Genomic DNA, 12,297 nt, shown 5'->3' with positions numbered 1-12,297 from the left:
GATTCACGCAGAGCGGAGGATGATCGTGGAACTGAGTGAGGACGACTTGGCGCTTATCCATGCCCTGCAGATCGCACCGCGGCTGAGCTGGGCCGACGCCGCCGAGGTCCTGGGCGTCCATGCCACCACCCTCGCGGCCCGGTGGGAACGGTTGCGGTCAGGCGGCGCCTCTTGGATCACGGCGCACCTGATCGGCGACCCGAAACAGATGTGCCTCGCGTTCGTGGCCGTGGACTGCGAGATGAACCGCAGGGAGGACGTCACAGCCCGCCTCGCAGGGATGCCGGAGATCGTCACGGTCGAAGAGGCTGCGAGCAACCGGGACCTCATGCTGACGGTCATCACCGGATCGCTGGAGGAGTTCAGCACCAACGTGGTCTCGCGGCTGAAGGACATTGACGGGCTCCTCAAGTACCAGGCCGCACTGTGCACCCGGCTGCACACCGGCGGTGATTCCTGGCGGCTGAACGTGCTGAGCCGTGCGCAGCAGGCATCCGTCAGGGCGCTGGCGCGGCCCGGGCCGGCGGAGCCCGAACGTTCCGACGCCGTTCAGGCGCCGCTGCCCGCGAGCCACCTGGCCCTCCTGCCCTTCCTCGCCAAGGACGGGCGCGCGACGGCGGCAGACATCGCACGCGCGCTCGGCCGCAGCCCGGCCACGGTCCAACGGCAGCTGAACCGGGTGCTGGCCAGCGGGATCCTGTCCCTGCGGTGCGAGATCGCGCAAAGATACTCGTCCTTTCCCGTAACCTGCCAGTGGTTCGTCAACGTACCGGCCGGCCAGCACGAAGCCGCGGCGGCCTCCCTCCGGACCATCCGGAACGTGCGGCTCAGCGCCTCAACCACGGGACCCACGAATTTCGTGATCATCATGTGGCTCCAGTCCTTGGCTGACGTGATGGATGCCGAACTCGCCCTGCAGCAGAAGGTGCCGGGCATCGAACTGGTGGAAAGCGTCGTCATGCTGACCACCGTCAAACGGGTGGGCTGGATGCTGAACCCGGACTCGACGGCGAGCGGCGCCGTCGTCGTTCCTGCCGGGTCCGCCCAACCGGGTGGCAACTGACGCGCGTCTCAACGCTGGGAACCGCGCCAGCTGCTACCTGGTCGGGGAGGTGCGTCCCGGCAGTGTCGTGTGGCATGCTAGGCCCCCTAGCTCCAGGGACGGTGCCGGGCACCGTCGCCGCCCAATGACCGCCCGCCCAATGACCGCCCGCCCAATGACCGCCCGCCCAATGACCGCCCGCCCCATGACTACCGATCAGGCCGCCGTGCACGAATCCGCCCCGCCGCTCCCCGCCCCGCCAGCCGCCGGGATCCTCCAACGCCCCTACCTCCTGGTGACCGTTGGCGCGTGCGCCCTGGTGTTTTTGGCGGCCTTTGAATCCCTCGCCGTGACCACCATCATGCCGGTGGTGAGCCGCGAGCTCGACGGCGCCGCCCTGTATGCGCTCGCCTTCGCGGGGCCGCTGGCCACGGGCGTGATCGGCATGGTGGGCGCCGGGAACTGGTCCGACCGCCGCGGCCCCGTGGCACCGCTGTATGTCTCTGTTGCGGTCTTTGCGCTGGGCTTGCTGGTCGCGGGCACCGCCGAAAGCATGCCAGCCCTGGTGGCGGGCCGCCTGATCCAGGGCCTGGGCGGCGGCGCCATGACCGTGGCCCTGTACGTGGTGGTGGCCCGTGCGTACCCGGCCGTCCTGCACGCCAAAATCTTCGCCGCCTTCTCCGCCGCCTGGGTCATCCCGTCCCTCGTGGGTCCGTTCGCCGCCGGGCTCGTGGCGCAGCTGGCCAGCTGGCACTGGGTGTTCCTCGGCGTGGTGGTGCTCGTGGTGCCGGCGCTGGCCATGCTGGTGCCGGCGCTGCGGAGGGTCCGGTCCGGCCCGGAGGACCAGCCGGTCCCGTGGGCCTTCGGGCGGCTGGCCTGGGCTGCGCTCGCCGCCCTGGCCGTCCTGGGCCTGAACCTGTCCGCCGGGGTGCCGGTGGCCGGTCCGCTCATGGCGGGGGCCGCCGTCGTGGTTGCCCTGCTGGCCGTCCGGCCGCTGGTGCCGCGGGGGACCCTGACCGCCCGGCGCGGGCTGCCCAGCGTGATCCTCACCCGCGGGCTCGTGTCCGCGGCGTTTTTCGGCGCCGAGGTCTACCTTCCCTACCTGCTCGTGGAGCGCTACGCCTTCTCGCCCACGTTCGCCGGCCTCACCCTGACCGGCGGCGCGCTCGCCTGGGCGGCGGCCTCCGGGATCCAAGGGCGCCTCGGCGGGCGGCTGGGCAGCCCCGCCGCGGTGCGGACCGGCTCGCTGCTGGTGCTGGCCGCAATCGTCCTCGCCCTGGTGACCACCGCGGTTGGCTGGCCGGCCGCCGTCGCGATTTTCGGCTGGATCCTCGCCGGCGGCGGCATGGGCCTGATGTACCCGCGGCTGAGCGTCATGACACTCGCCCTGTCCACGCCGGACACCGAAGGCTTCAACAGCTCGGCGATGTCCATCTCCGACTCCCTGGGCGGGGCCCTCGCGCTGGCCACCACCGGGATCGTGTTCACCGCGCTGACGACGACGGCGGCTTCCTTCGCCGGGGTCTTCGCACTGACGGCGGTGATCGCCGCGGCCGGGGTCGCCATCGCGCCGCGGGTTACGGACTGATGCCTGCCTAGCCGGCCGACGCCGGCGGTTCAGGCGCGCGGCAGGACCTTGTAGTACAGGTGGGTGACGGCGTCGCCCTGGATCACCCGGGTCTGCTCCAGCTTCACCGGCGCCGCCGCGAGGTTGTCGAAGAAGCGGATCCCTTCGCCCAGCAGCCAGGGTGCCAGGTTGACCCGGATCTCCTCCACGAGCCCGGCGTCAATGGCCTGCCGGATGACATCGGGTCCGGCCAATCCCACATCCTTGCCGCCAGCCAGTGCCGTGGCCTCCTTGACCGCGTCCGCAAAGCCGGTGGTGACGAACGTGTACGGGACGCCCTCGCGGGGCCAGCCGTCCGGAACGGAATGGCTGAGCACCACGATGGGGCAGTCGATGGGGTGCCGCCCGTCCCAACCGTGCGTGATGTCGAAGATCCTGCGGCCCACCAGCAGGGCGCCCGCCGTGGACATGGTGCGGCGCAGGTGCTCGGCACTCCGTTCCGAGACGTGCCAGGTCATGTCCGGCCGGGCCGTGGGGACCTCCACCGGCCCGTTGCCGTACCAGTCGAAGAGGCCGTTCACGGAGTCGTCCGGGAGGGCGATGAAGCCGTCCAGGGACATCGTCATTTCAGCGACAAGTCTTGCCATGGGTCCGCGCTCCTCGCGTTGGCTGGTAGGGGATGTCCGGTTAGGGGGTGTCCGCGGCCTTCAGCCGGGTGGCGCGAAGGACGGCGTCGGCAAGAATGGCCATCTGCCCGTCGGGGCCGGTGGCCTCCCTTTCCCGGCTCTCAGCCACCTGGACGCTCCATTCCGGTGGCGCGATGCCGAGTTCGGCCACGAGCTGCTCGGGGGTGAAAAACCGCCCCGCCGCATGGGCAGCCGCATGGCCGTCCGATGCGTCGCCGTCGGCTCCGTCGGCGTGGTCGGCGCGGCTGTGGCTGGCGGCTGCCTGGCTGGACCACGGCGGCAGCCCGTCCGGGTGGTGCCCCACCACCAGGAGCGTTCCGCCCGGCCGGACGGCGCCCGCCGCGATCCGGTGCGACCGCTGCCACGGCATTTCCGTGGAGTGCAGAAACTGCGCGGAGACGAGGTCGAACCGCTCCTCGGGCGCCCAGGATTCCAGGTCCCGCTGCAGCCAGGTGAGGCGGTGTCCGTACCCGGCTTCCGCCGCGTGGGCGGCTGCGCGTTCAAGCGCGACGGCGGACACATCCACCGCGGTCACCGTCCAGCCGTGCTCTGCGAGCCACAGGGCGTCCGCGCCTTCACCGCAGCCGAGGTCCAGTGCGGTCCCGGGTGCGAGGCCGGCAACTTCCGCCACGAGCTGCGGGTTGGGCCTGCCGCTCCACACGCGGGGCCGGCTCCGGTACATTTCGTCCCAAAGCTGCGCCGCGCTGTCGGGCTCGTTACCCGCACTATGGTGACCGGCGCCGTCGTGCTTTGCTTCGGAGGGGCTGGTTTCGCTGTTGCTGGCGGGGGAGTGCTGGTTGCCGGCCATGGCTACTGGTCCTTCTTGATTTTGCGCCAGCCGCCCGCGCGGTTGTTGGCGATGATGGACCTGAACATGTCGGTCAGGGCCGGGCCGTTGAGCGACTCGCCCTCGTAGAAGGCCACGGTGCGGCCCGTCTTGTTCTCCTGCCCGCCGGTGATGAGGTGCTCCGGATCCGGCGTCAGCCCGCCGTCGTACAGGAAAACGTTCACGTGGTCCTTGGCCGCGAGGAGCGCGCAGACGTTGCCCTCCAGGACGAAGTAGGGCTGGCGGGTGCGTTTGATGGTTTCCACCACATCGGGATCGGCGGCGTGGACCAGTTCGCGGACCTGACGGCACACCGCCTGCTGCCACTCGGGCAGGGCATCGATGTAGGCGTCCACGCGCGGATCTGCGGTGTAGTCCATGGGGATACCCTGCCACAGAATCCCGTGCCCAACTAGGTCTCCTCATGCCCAACCAGGTAGCAGTTGTTGTCGTTTTGAGCCCCATAACGACAACAACTGCGACCTTGTCGGGGAAGGGATCAGGGGAGCTGCAGGACGATGTTCCGGTTCCCGTCCGCGAACACCGGATAGCTGCGGAGCGGGCCGGCCCCGGTGGTGGAGCATCCGGTGTCCAGCGCAAAGGCGTGCTGGTGCAGCGGGCACATCACCACGGCCTGGTCGATGGTGCCGTCGGCGATCGGGCCGCCCTTGTGCGGACAGACGGCCGAGAGGGCGCGGAGCGAACCGTCCCGCAGCCGGAACACCGCGACCTGCTCGCCCGCCACGCCAAACGCCCGGCCCTCGCCCACGGGAACCTGGTCCAGCGGGCCGAGGACATGCAGGCCGGCGCCCTGACCGGCGCCCTGACCGGGGCTCAGTTCGGGGCTCATCGGACCGGCACCTGGGGAAGGACCTCAAGGGGGAGCGAGGTGCGGAACTGGCCGGGCGTGAAGGGGTCGTCGCGTTCGGTCCACGGGTCAACGTAGGCGTCCACCGACTCCTGCATGGCGGCGTCGAGCTGCGCGCCCAGGCCTTCGGCGTCGTCGACAATTACGGCACGGAGGTGCTCGATCCCCATCCGCGGCACGAAGGAGTACGTCCGTTCCAGCCAGTTGGCGCGCTCGCGGTAGTACTGCATGAAGCGGCCCGCCAGCAGCTTCACGGTCTCGGGGCTGTCCACCGTTGCCAGCAGATCGCCCTTCCGGATGTGGGCCCCGGCCGCCCCGCCCACATAGACCTCCCAGCGGCCGCCGTCCACCGCCACCACTCCAACGTCCTTGACCAGCGATTCCGCGCAGTTGCGCGGGCAGCCGGACACGGCAAGCTTCAGCTTCGCCGGCGACTCGATGCCCTGGAAGCGGGACTCGATCTCGACGCCCAGCCGGGTGGAGTCGCCCGTGCCGAAGCGGCAGTACTCCTGCCCCACGCACGTCTTCACCGTGCGGAAGCTCTTGCCGTAGGCGTAGCCGGACGGCATGCCGAGATCGGCCCAGACCTTCGGCAAGTCCTCCTTGGGAACACCCAGCAGGTCGATCCGCTGCCCGCCGGTGAGCTTCACCATGGGGATCTTGTACTTGTCCGCGACGTCGGCGATCCGGCGGAGCTGCTCCGGTGACGTCACGCCGCCCTTCATCTGCGGCACCACGGAGAACGTGCCGTCGCGCTGGATGTTGGCGTGGACGCGGTCGTTGACGAACCGCGCGTCCCGCTCGTCGATGTACTCGCCGGCCCACATCATCTTCAGCAGCGAGGCCAGGCCCATCTTCGACTTCGCGTCCTCGGCGCCGCCAGGGGCCAGGGCAGCGAACACCGCGGACACGGACCGCAGCCCCTGCTCGCGGATCGCCGTCATCAGCGCGGCCTTTTCCAGCGGCACGCCCGGAACGTAATACGCCGCCGCGGGGTCCTCCTCCACGGCGCCGTCGGCGGCCCACTCCACCACCTGGCGGACCAGCAGCTTGCACGAGCCGCAGCCCTTGCCCGCCCGCGTGGCATCCATGACGCCGGCCAGCGTGGTGCAGCCGCCGGCCACAGTATCCACCAGCGCCTGCTTGCTGACGCCGTTGCAGTTGCAGACCTGGGCGTCGCCGGCCAGTTCCGCCACTCCCGTTTCCTCACCCGGCCCGCCGATGTCGAACAGCAGCGAGACGCGTTCTTCGGGAAGCGGCAGGCCGCGGTCGAACGCCTGCGTCAGGTACGCCACCTTGCGGCTATCACCGAGCAGGGTTGCGCCCACGATCTTGCCGTCCCGGATCACGATGGACTTGAAGACCCCGCGGCTCGGCTCCGAAAACACCACGTGCTCATCGGTGTCCCGTTCCGGGCCCTGCAGCCCCATGGACGCGACGTCGACGCCGGCCACCTTCAGTTTGGTGGCGGTCCGGGAGCCCAGGTAGGCCGATTTCGGGTTGGCGCCGGTCACGTGGTCGGCCAGCACGGCAGCCTGCTCCCACAGCGGCGCCACCAGCCCGTACACCTCGCCGCGGTGCTGGACGCACTCTCCCACTGCGTAGATCGCGTCCTCGTCGGGCACGCGCATCTGGTCATCCACCACGATGGCGCGCTCCACGGGCAGGCCGCCCGTGACCGCGACGTCCACGTTGGGGCGGATGCCGGCGGCCACCACCACCATGTCGCACTCGATGTCCGGCTTGTCCCGCAGCCTGACGCCCCGCACCTTGTCCACGCCCAGGACGGCCGTGGTCCGGCTGCCCGTGTGGACGGTGATGCCGAGGGCTTCCACGCTGCGGCGCAGCACCGCCCCGCCGTCGGGCCCCATCTGTGCGTTCATGAGGTGGTTGCCGGAGTGCACCACCTCGACGTCGATGCCGTGGCTTTGCAGTCCCCGCGCGGCTTCCAACCCCAGCAGGCCGCCGCCGATCACCACGGCGCGGTGATGGTTGTCCTGCTGGGCGTAGGCGACCATGCCGGTGGTGTCGTCGATGGTGCGGAAGGCGAAAATCCCCGGCAGCAGGCGCCCGCCCGGCGTGTACATGCCGTCCAACGGCGGCAGGTGCGAGCGGCTGCCCGTGGCGATGACCAGGACGTCGTACGGAGTGGCCCGGCCGTCGTCGGAAAACACCAGCTTGGCGAAGCGGTCGATCCTGCCCACCCGGACTCCGGCGTGCAGCGTGATGTCATTGTCCCGGTACCAGGCCAGTGAGTTGAGGAAGATGTTGCCGGTGTCCTCCTCGCCGGAGAGGACGTGGCTGAGCATGATCCGGTTGTAGTTTCCGTACGGCTCGTCACCGAACATGGTGATCCGATACTGCACCGCCCCGCCGCGGGCCAGGATCTCCTCGACGGCGCGCGCCCCGGCCATGCCGTTGCCGATCACCACCAGCCGACGGCGGGAATCAACAGTCCTGGTCCGGGCGGCCCGGCTGGCCAGCGTGGTCATCAGTGCTCCACCATGCCCAGATCGACCACCACGGCGCCGGTGACTCCCGTGTCCGCGAGCAGCTGGAGCTCGATCAGCGAACCGCCGTCGATGTCCTCCACCACCCGGAGCGGTACGTGGACATTGCCCTTGGCCCCGATGGGGAAGTACCGCATGGGCACGCCGTCCCGCATCAGGACCACGGTGATGAGCTCAGGGGAGGAGTTGCCGCCCCGGAAATACAGCGTCTGGTTGATCACGCCGTCGGGAACGTAGTGCGAGAGCTGGCTGTGGATGGGCACCGGCTTTTCCAGGCCGGCTCCGTCGAACGGGAAGACGCCCTGGAGGAAGAGGTTCTTCAAGGTCACGGTCAGATCCTTTCGGCGGAGGGACGCTGCACCAGGTTGGCGGCCCGGCATACGTCCATCCTTCGCCGCGCTTGTTACAGCGCCCGGCTGGCCGTGTAATTTCCGTTTAACACCTTCCTCACCGTGGACCGGGACACCGTGGGCGCGGAAACCGTGTGGGCGGCCCGGTGGACGCGGCCGCGGACGTGGCTGCCGGCACAAAGAAACCGCGCGGCGGAACACCGAAGTGTTCCGCCGCGCGGTTTGTGGCTCTCTAGCAGGGGTTTCGGGAGCTAGGCCTTGGCCGCAGGCGATGCGGCGGTGGCGTTGTTGCCCGCCGTCCATTCCGCGATCCTGGCCTGCTGGAGGGGTGTCTGGCGGTTGAAGTACCAGGCGGCGCCCAGCAGCAGGAACCACAGCGGGGCAACCACCAGGGCGAGCCGGGTGTCCTCGGCCTGGGCCAGGGCCACCAGCATGAAGACGAAGAACGCCAGGACCACGTACGGCATGAAGGTTCCGCCGGGCATCTTGAAGGAGGACGCCGCGTGGAGCTCCGGGCGCCGGCGGCGGAACACGATGTAGCTGACGAGGATCATGGACCAGACGAACATCGTGAGGACGGACGCCACCGAGGTGACCACGGTGAACGCGCCGATCACGGAGTCGCCCGCATACAGCAGGATCAGTCCGGCCAGCAGGAAGATGCAGGAGAACAGGAGGGCGTTCTGCGGGACCTTGCGGGCGCTCAGCTTGCCGAAGGATTTCGGGGCGTTGCCGTCCTGGGCCAGACCGTAGACCATGCGCGAGGTGGAGTAGATACCGGAGTTGGCGCTGGACGCGGCGGACGTCAGGACCACCAGGTTGATGACCACGGCGGCGATCCCCAGGCCGGCCAGGGTGAACATGCCGATGAACGGGCTGCTGGCGGGGTCGATGCTGCGCCACGGGTTGACGGCCATGATGACCACGAGTGCGCCGACATAGAACAGCAGCACGCGGATGGGGATGGAGTTGATGGCCCGGGGGAGGTTCTTTTCCGGGTCCTTGGTTTCCGCTGCGGCAGTGCCGACCAGCTCGATGCCGGCGAAGGCGAAGATGGCGATCTGGAAGCCAAGGATGAAGCCGAACATGCCGTGCGGGAACATCCCGCCGTCGTTCCAGATGTTGGCAAGGCTGGCCACCGCGCCGCTGGGCGAGGTGAAGTGGGTGGCGATCATGATCGCGCCGGTGGCGATCAGGGCGAGAATCGCCACAACCTTGATGATCGCGAACCAGAACTCGGCTTCGCCGAAGGCCTTAACGGTAGGGAGGTTCAGCAGGATCAGGACCACCGGCGTGATCAGCGCGGGAATCCACAGGGGTGTGCCGGGGGCGAGCTTGTCGACGTACCCGGCGATCGCCACAATGTCAGCCACGCCCGTCACCACCCAGAAGAACCAGTAGGACCAGCCCGTGAAGAACCCTGCCCAGGGACCGAGGAGGTCGCCCGCGAAATCGCTGAAGGACTTGTAGTTCAGGTTGGACAGCAGGATTTCGCCCATGGCGCGCATAACGAAGAACAGCATGAAGCCGATGATCATGTACACGAAGATCACCGAGGGCCCGGCGAGGGAGATGGTCTTGCCCGAGCCCATGAACAGTCCGGTGCCGATGGCGCCGCCGATGGCCAGGAGCTGGATGTGGCGGTTGCCCAGGGCCCGGCTGAGGTGCTCGTCCTTGCCCTGTCCGGGTGCGCCAGTTGCTGTGGGTGGTTGAACGGGAACGGTGGTGGTGCGTTCAGACATCAAGTCTTCTTCCTTGTCACAGGTGCCGGCGATGCATCCAGGTACATAGCCGGCCGCATTGATCCGCCGACGATGTGACGGAACTAACAATTTGGGGGTGGGTTAAGACTAGGAGCAGGCGGCCACCCTGAGGCCTGCCGCCCGACCGTGCCGGCTGGCGGCACCGGCCGCCCGAACGCCGGCGAAGTTTGCGGGGTCCTGCCGGCGGGTAGGGGCGTTTTCCCTGCGTAGCGGGGATTTGTGGCCTCGCGCCAAGGCGGGGCGGGCACCGCCGGCCGGGCCGCGGAGCGACGAAGAGAGAGTCGACATCTGTTCAGCATGACAGCCTCAAATGTCGCCCGGTGTCCGACGTAATATTCGTCACAGCGTCGCGCGCGGCCCATAGGAGGATGACGCCGGTGTTGTCCCGGCGGTGAGCCGGGTGCCCGGCGCCCGGCTCGGTGACAGGGCCGATGACGGGTGCGCGGTTGGCTGATGCTAGACTGGTGGAACTTGATGTGCAGTGATGCCCACTTTGTTCCGGTCCATCAACCGGAACCCCGCAACGGATCCGTCCTTGCAGGGGGTGGGCTTTTTTCATGTGAGAGGCACATCCTGCGTCGATGAACGCTATTTGGTCCCAGCCGCATTACGCCGGCCGGTTGATCACCTGACTTTTCCTCGGCGACCCCCTGAGCCAACCGGCATCGGGGGCCGATATCCGCATGGATACCGCCCGAAAGACCCTGATAAACACATGACTACTTTCGCTGCCCTCGGCACGCCCAAGGCACTCGCCGAAACGCTGACCGCACAGGGAATCGTTGAGCCGTTCCCCATCCAGGTCAAGACCCTCCCGGACACCCTGGCCGGACGCGACGTCCTGGGCCGCGGCCGCACCGGATCCGGCAAGACCATCGCCTTTGCCATCCCGCTGGTGGCCCGCCTCGCCGAACGCGAAGCCAAGCACTTCCGCAAGCCCGGCCGTCCCATGGGCCTGGTCCTTGCACCCACCCGTGAGCTGGCCACGCAGATCAACGCCACCATCGAACCGATGGCCAAGGCCATGGGCCTGAACACCACCGTGATCTACGGCGGCATCTCCCAGGCGCGCCAGGAGAAGGCCCTGCGCGCCGGCGTCGACATTGTCATCGCCTGCCCGGGCCGCCTGGAGGACCTCATCCGCCAGCGCATCCTGACCCTCGAGGCCGTTGAGGTCACCGTGCTGGATGAGGCCGACCACATGGCCGACCTCGGCTTCCTGCCGGTGGTCAAGAAGCTCATGGACATGACCCCGAGCCAGGGCCAGCGCCTGCTGTTCTCCGCGACGCTGGACAATGGCGTGGACAAGATCGTCCAGCGCTACCTGTCCAACCCGCTGACGCACTCCGTTGACGATCCGCAGGCCGCCGTCACCACGATGGAACACCACGTCCTCGTGGTCAACGACCAGACCGTCAAGAAGCAGCTGATCGTCGAGCTCGCCTCGGGCGCCGGCCGCCGCGTGCTCTTCATGCGCACCAAGCACCACGCCCGCAAGCTGGCCAAGACCCTCACCGACGCCGGAATTCCCGCCGTCGACCTGCACGGCAACCTGTCGCAGAACGCCCGTGACCGCAATCTGGCCGAGTTCTCCTCCGGCGAGGTCCGCGTCCTGGTGGCCACCGACGTCGCCGCCCGCGGCGTCCACGTGGACGACGTCGAACTCGTCATCCACGTCGACCCGCCCACGGAGCACAAGGCGTACCTGCACCGCTCCGGCCGTACGGCACGTGCCGGTTCGGACGGAACCGTGGTCACGCTGACCCTGCCCGAGCAGCAGACAGACGTCAAGAAGCTGATGAAGGCTGCCGGCGTCGAGGTCAACTTCGAGCGCGTCACCGCCAACTCCCCGCTGGTTGCTGAACTCGTGGGCGAAATGGCCGACAAGATCGATCCGCGCACCCGCGCCGCGCTGCTCGCCGCCAAGGCTGCACAGCACGGCGGCGGCACCTCCACCGGTGCCAACGCAGAGCGCAAGCGCGCACGCCGCCAGGCTGCACCCACCGCGGGTGGCCGGGGCGGACGCGGCGGACGCGGACGGGTTTCGACTGAAGCCCCCCGCACCGACCTGCCCCGTGCAGAGCGCCGCGCCGTGGCCTATGAAGGCCAGGCCGCAGCCCGCAACGCCGCAGACCGCGTCATCGAGCAAAACGAAGACCGGGCCCAGGCAGCCGCAGCTGCACGCCGCAACGCACGCGGCCGTGGCACGGCGTCCACGCACCGCAACGACGTTCCGGCCGCCGGTGGCCGTACATCGGCTGGCCGCGGTTCGGACGGACGTTCCGAATCCCGCATCACCCGTAGCGATGCTCCCCGCGGCGGCACCGGTCGCCCGACGACGGGTGGCCAGCGCAGCGGACGTCCGGCAACGGGCCAGCGTGCAGCCGCTGCCGGCGCCGGTGCCCGCACCGGCGGCAACACCGGCGGCCAGCGCGCTGCCGGCAGCGCCACCGGCGGCAACAAGGCAGTCTGGTCCTCCAACACCGGGGGGACCTCGGGCGGCTCCTACGCCGGCGGCGGCAACGGCCGTTCCGGCGAAGGTCGTCCGGCACGCAGCGGCCCCCGCCGCGCATCGGCTCCGGCTTCGAACGAACGCCGCGGCCGCTAGGGTTACGGTTTTTCGCTAGTCAAAAGGACGGACGCTACGGGGATTCCCGTAGCGTCCGTCTTTTAGCGCGCGCCGGT

10 protein-coding genes are annotated in these 12,297 nt (G+C 69.0%); 3 read left to right on the top strand and 7 right to left on the bottom strand.

Going from position 1 to position 12,297, the window contains the following annotated elements; genetic code table 11:
- Positions 1–19: 19 nt before the first annotated feature.
- A complete protein-coding gene (locus CXQ90_RS05920) occupies positions 20–1,063 on the top strand; it encodes an Lrp/AsnC family transcriptional regulator (protein ID WP_104137686.1) in 1,044 nt (347 codons plus the stop codon).
- A 184-nt stretch (positions 1,064–1,247) separates the two neighbouring features.
- Positions 1,248–2,630: an MFS transporter gene (locus CXQ90_RS05915; RefSeq protein ID WP_104137960.1), complete on the top strand. Its 1,383-nt coding sequence runs from the start codon at positions 1,248–1,250 to the stop codon at positions 2,628–2,630.
- A gap of 29 nt (positions 2,631–2,659) precedes the next feature.
- On the opposite strand, the gene CXQ90_RS05910 is transcribed toward CXQ90_RS05915, so the two are convergent.
- The 7 genes from CXQ90_RS05910 to cycA form a co-directional block, all read right to left on the bottom strand.
- Complete coding sequence (locus tag CXQ90_RS05910; protein WP_104137684.1) at positions 2,660–3,256, bottom strand: dihydrofolate reductase family protein; 597 nt, start codon at positions 3,254–3,256, stop codon at positions 2,660–2,662.
- Positions 3,257–3,296: 40 nt separating this feature from the next.
- Entirely contained in the window at positions 3,297–3,977 is a 681-nt protein-coding gene (locus CXQ90_RS05905; RefSeq protein ID WP_258064390.1) for a cyclopropane-fatty-acyl-phospholipid synthase family protein, read from the bottom strand.
- A 128-nt stretch (positions 3,978–4,105) separates the two neighbouring features.
- The gene (locus tag CXQ90_RS05900; protein ID WP_104137681.1) at positions 4,106–4,501 is read right to left on the bottom strand and encodes a DUF1801 domain-containing protein; all 396 of its coding nucleotides are present in this window, start codon (positions 4,499–4,501) and stop codon (positions 4,106–4,108) included.
- Positions 4,502–4,620: 119 nt separating this feature from the next.
- A complete protein-coding gene (locus CXQ90_RS05895; protein ID WP_104137680.1) occupies positions 4,621–4,971 on the bottom strand; it encodes a Rieske 2Fe-2S domain-containing protein in 351 nt (116 codons plus the stop codon).
- Positions 4,968–7,481 carry a nitrite reductase large subunit NirB gene (gene nirB, locus CXQ90_RS05890; protein WP_104137678.1) on the bottom strand — a complete coding sequence of 838 codons (2,514 nt, stop codon included), beginning with the start codon at positions 7,479–7,481 and terminating at the stop codon, positions 4,968–4,970. The genes CXQ90_RS05895 and nirB overlap by 4 nt, the downstream gene beginning before the upstream one ends.
- A complete protein-coding gene (locus CXQ90_RS05885) occupies positions 7,481–7,828 on the bottom strand; it encodes a molybdopterin oxidoreductase (RefSeq protein ID WP_104137959.1) in 348 nt (115 codons plus the stop codon). The genes nirB and CXQ90_RS05885 overlap by 1 nt, the downstream gene beginning before the upstream one ends.
- Before the next feature lie 272 nt (positions 7,829–8,100).
- Positions 8,101–9,591, bottom strand: a complete 1,491-nt coding sequence (gene cycA, locus CXQ90_RS05880) for a D-serine/D-alanine/glycine transporter (protein ID WP_104137677.1) — start codon at positions 9,589–9,591, stop codon at positions 8,101–8,103.
- A gap of 736 nt (positions 9,592–10,327) precedes the next feature.
- Here cycA and CXQ90_RS05875 point away from each other — a divergent pair.
- A complete protein-coding gene (locus CXQ90_RS05875; RefSeq protein ID WP_104137676.1) occupies positions 10,328–12,220 on the top strand; it encodes a DEAD/DEAH box helicase in 1,893 nt (630 codons plus the stop codon).
- Positions 12,221–12,297 lie beyond the last annotated feature (77 nt).

The sequence above is a fragment of the Arthrobacter sp. ZGTC131 genome (assembly GCF_002929275.1).
Classification (GTDB): domain Bacteria; phylum Actinomycetota; class Actinomycetes; order Actinomycetales; family Micrococcaceae; genus Arthrobacter.
Note: the sequence above shows the minus strand (reverse complement) of the source record. Positions and strands in the feature narration are given on the sequence as shown.

Coding starts and splice junctions, on each gene's coding strand:
- cycA (WP_104137677.1), bottom strand. CDS start 9,591: ATGTCTGAACGCACCACCACCGTTCCCGTTCAACCACCCACAGCAACT.
- CXQ90_RS05915 (WP_104137960.1), top strand. CDS start 1,248: ATGACTACCGATCAGGCCGCCGTGCACGAATCCGCCCCGCCGCTCCCC.
- CXQ90_RS05900 (WP_104137681.1), bottom strand. CDS start 4,501: ATGGACTACACCGCAGATCCGCGCGTGGACGCCTACATCGATGCCCTG.
- CXQ90_RS05875 (WP_104137676.1), top strand. CDS start 10,328: ATGACTACTTTCGCTGCCCTCGGCACGCCCAAGGCACTCGCCGAAACG.
- CXQ90_RS05895 (WP_104137680.1), bottom strand. CDS start 4,971: ATGAGCCCCGAACTGAGCCCCGGTCAGGGCGCCGGTCAGGGCGCCGGC.
- CXQ90_RS05920 (WP_104137686.1), top strand. CDS start 20: ATGATCGTGGAACTGAGTGAGGACGACTTGGCGCTTATCCATGCCCTG.
- CXQ90_RS05905 (WP_258064390.1), bottom strand. CDS start 3,977: ATGTACCGGAGCCGGCCCCGCGTGTGGAGCGGCAGGCCCAACCCGCAG.
- CXQ90_RS05910 (WP_104137684.1), bottom strand. CDS start 3,256: ATGGCAAGACTTGTCGCTGAAATGACGATGTCCCTGGACGGCTTCATC.
- nirB (WP_104137678.1), bottom strand. CDS start 7,481: ATGACCACGCTGGCCAGCCGGGCCGCCCGGACCAGGACTGTTGATTCC.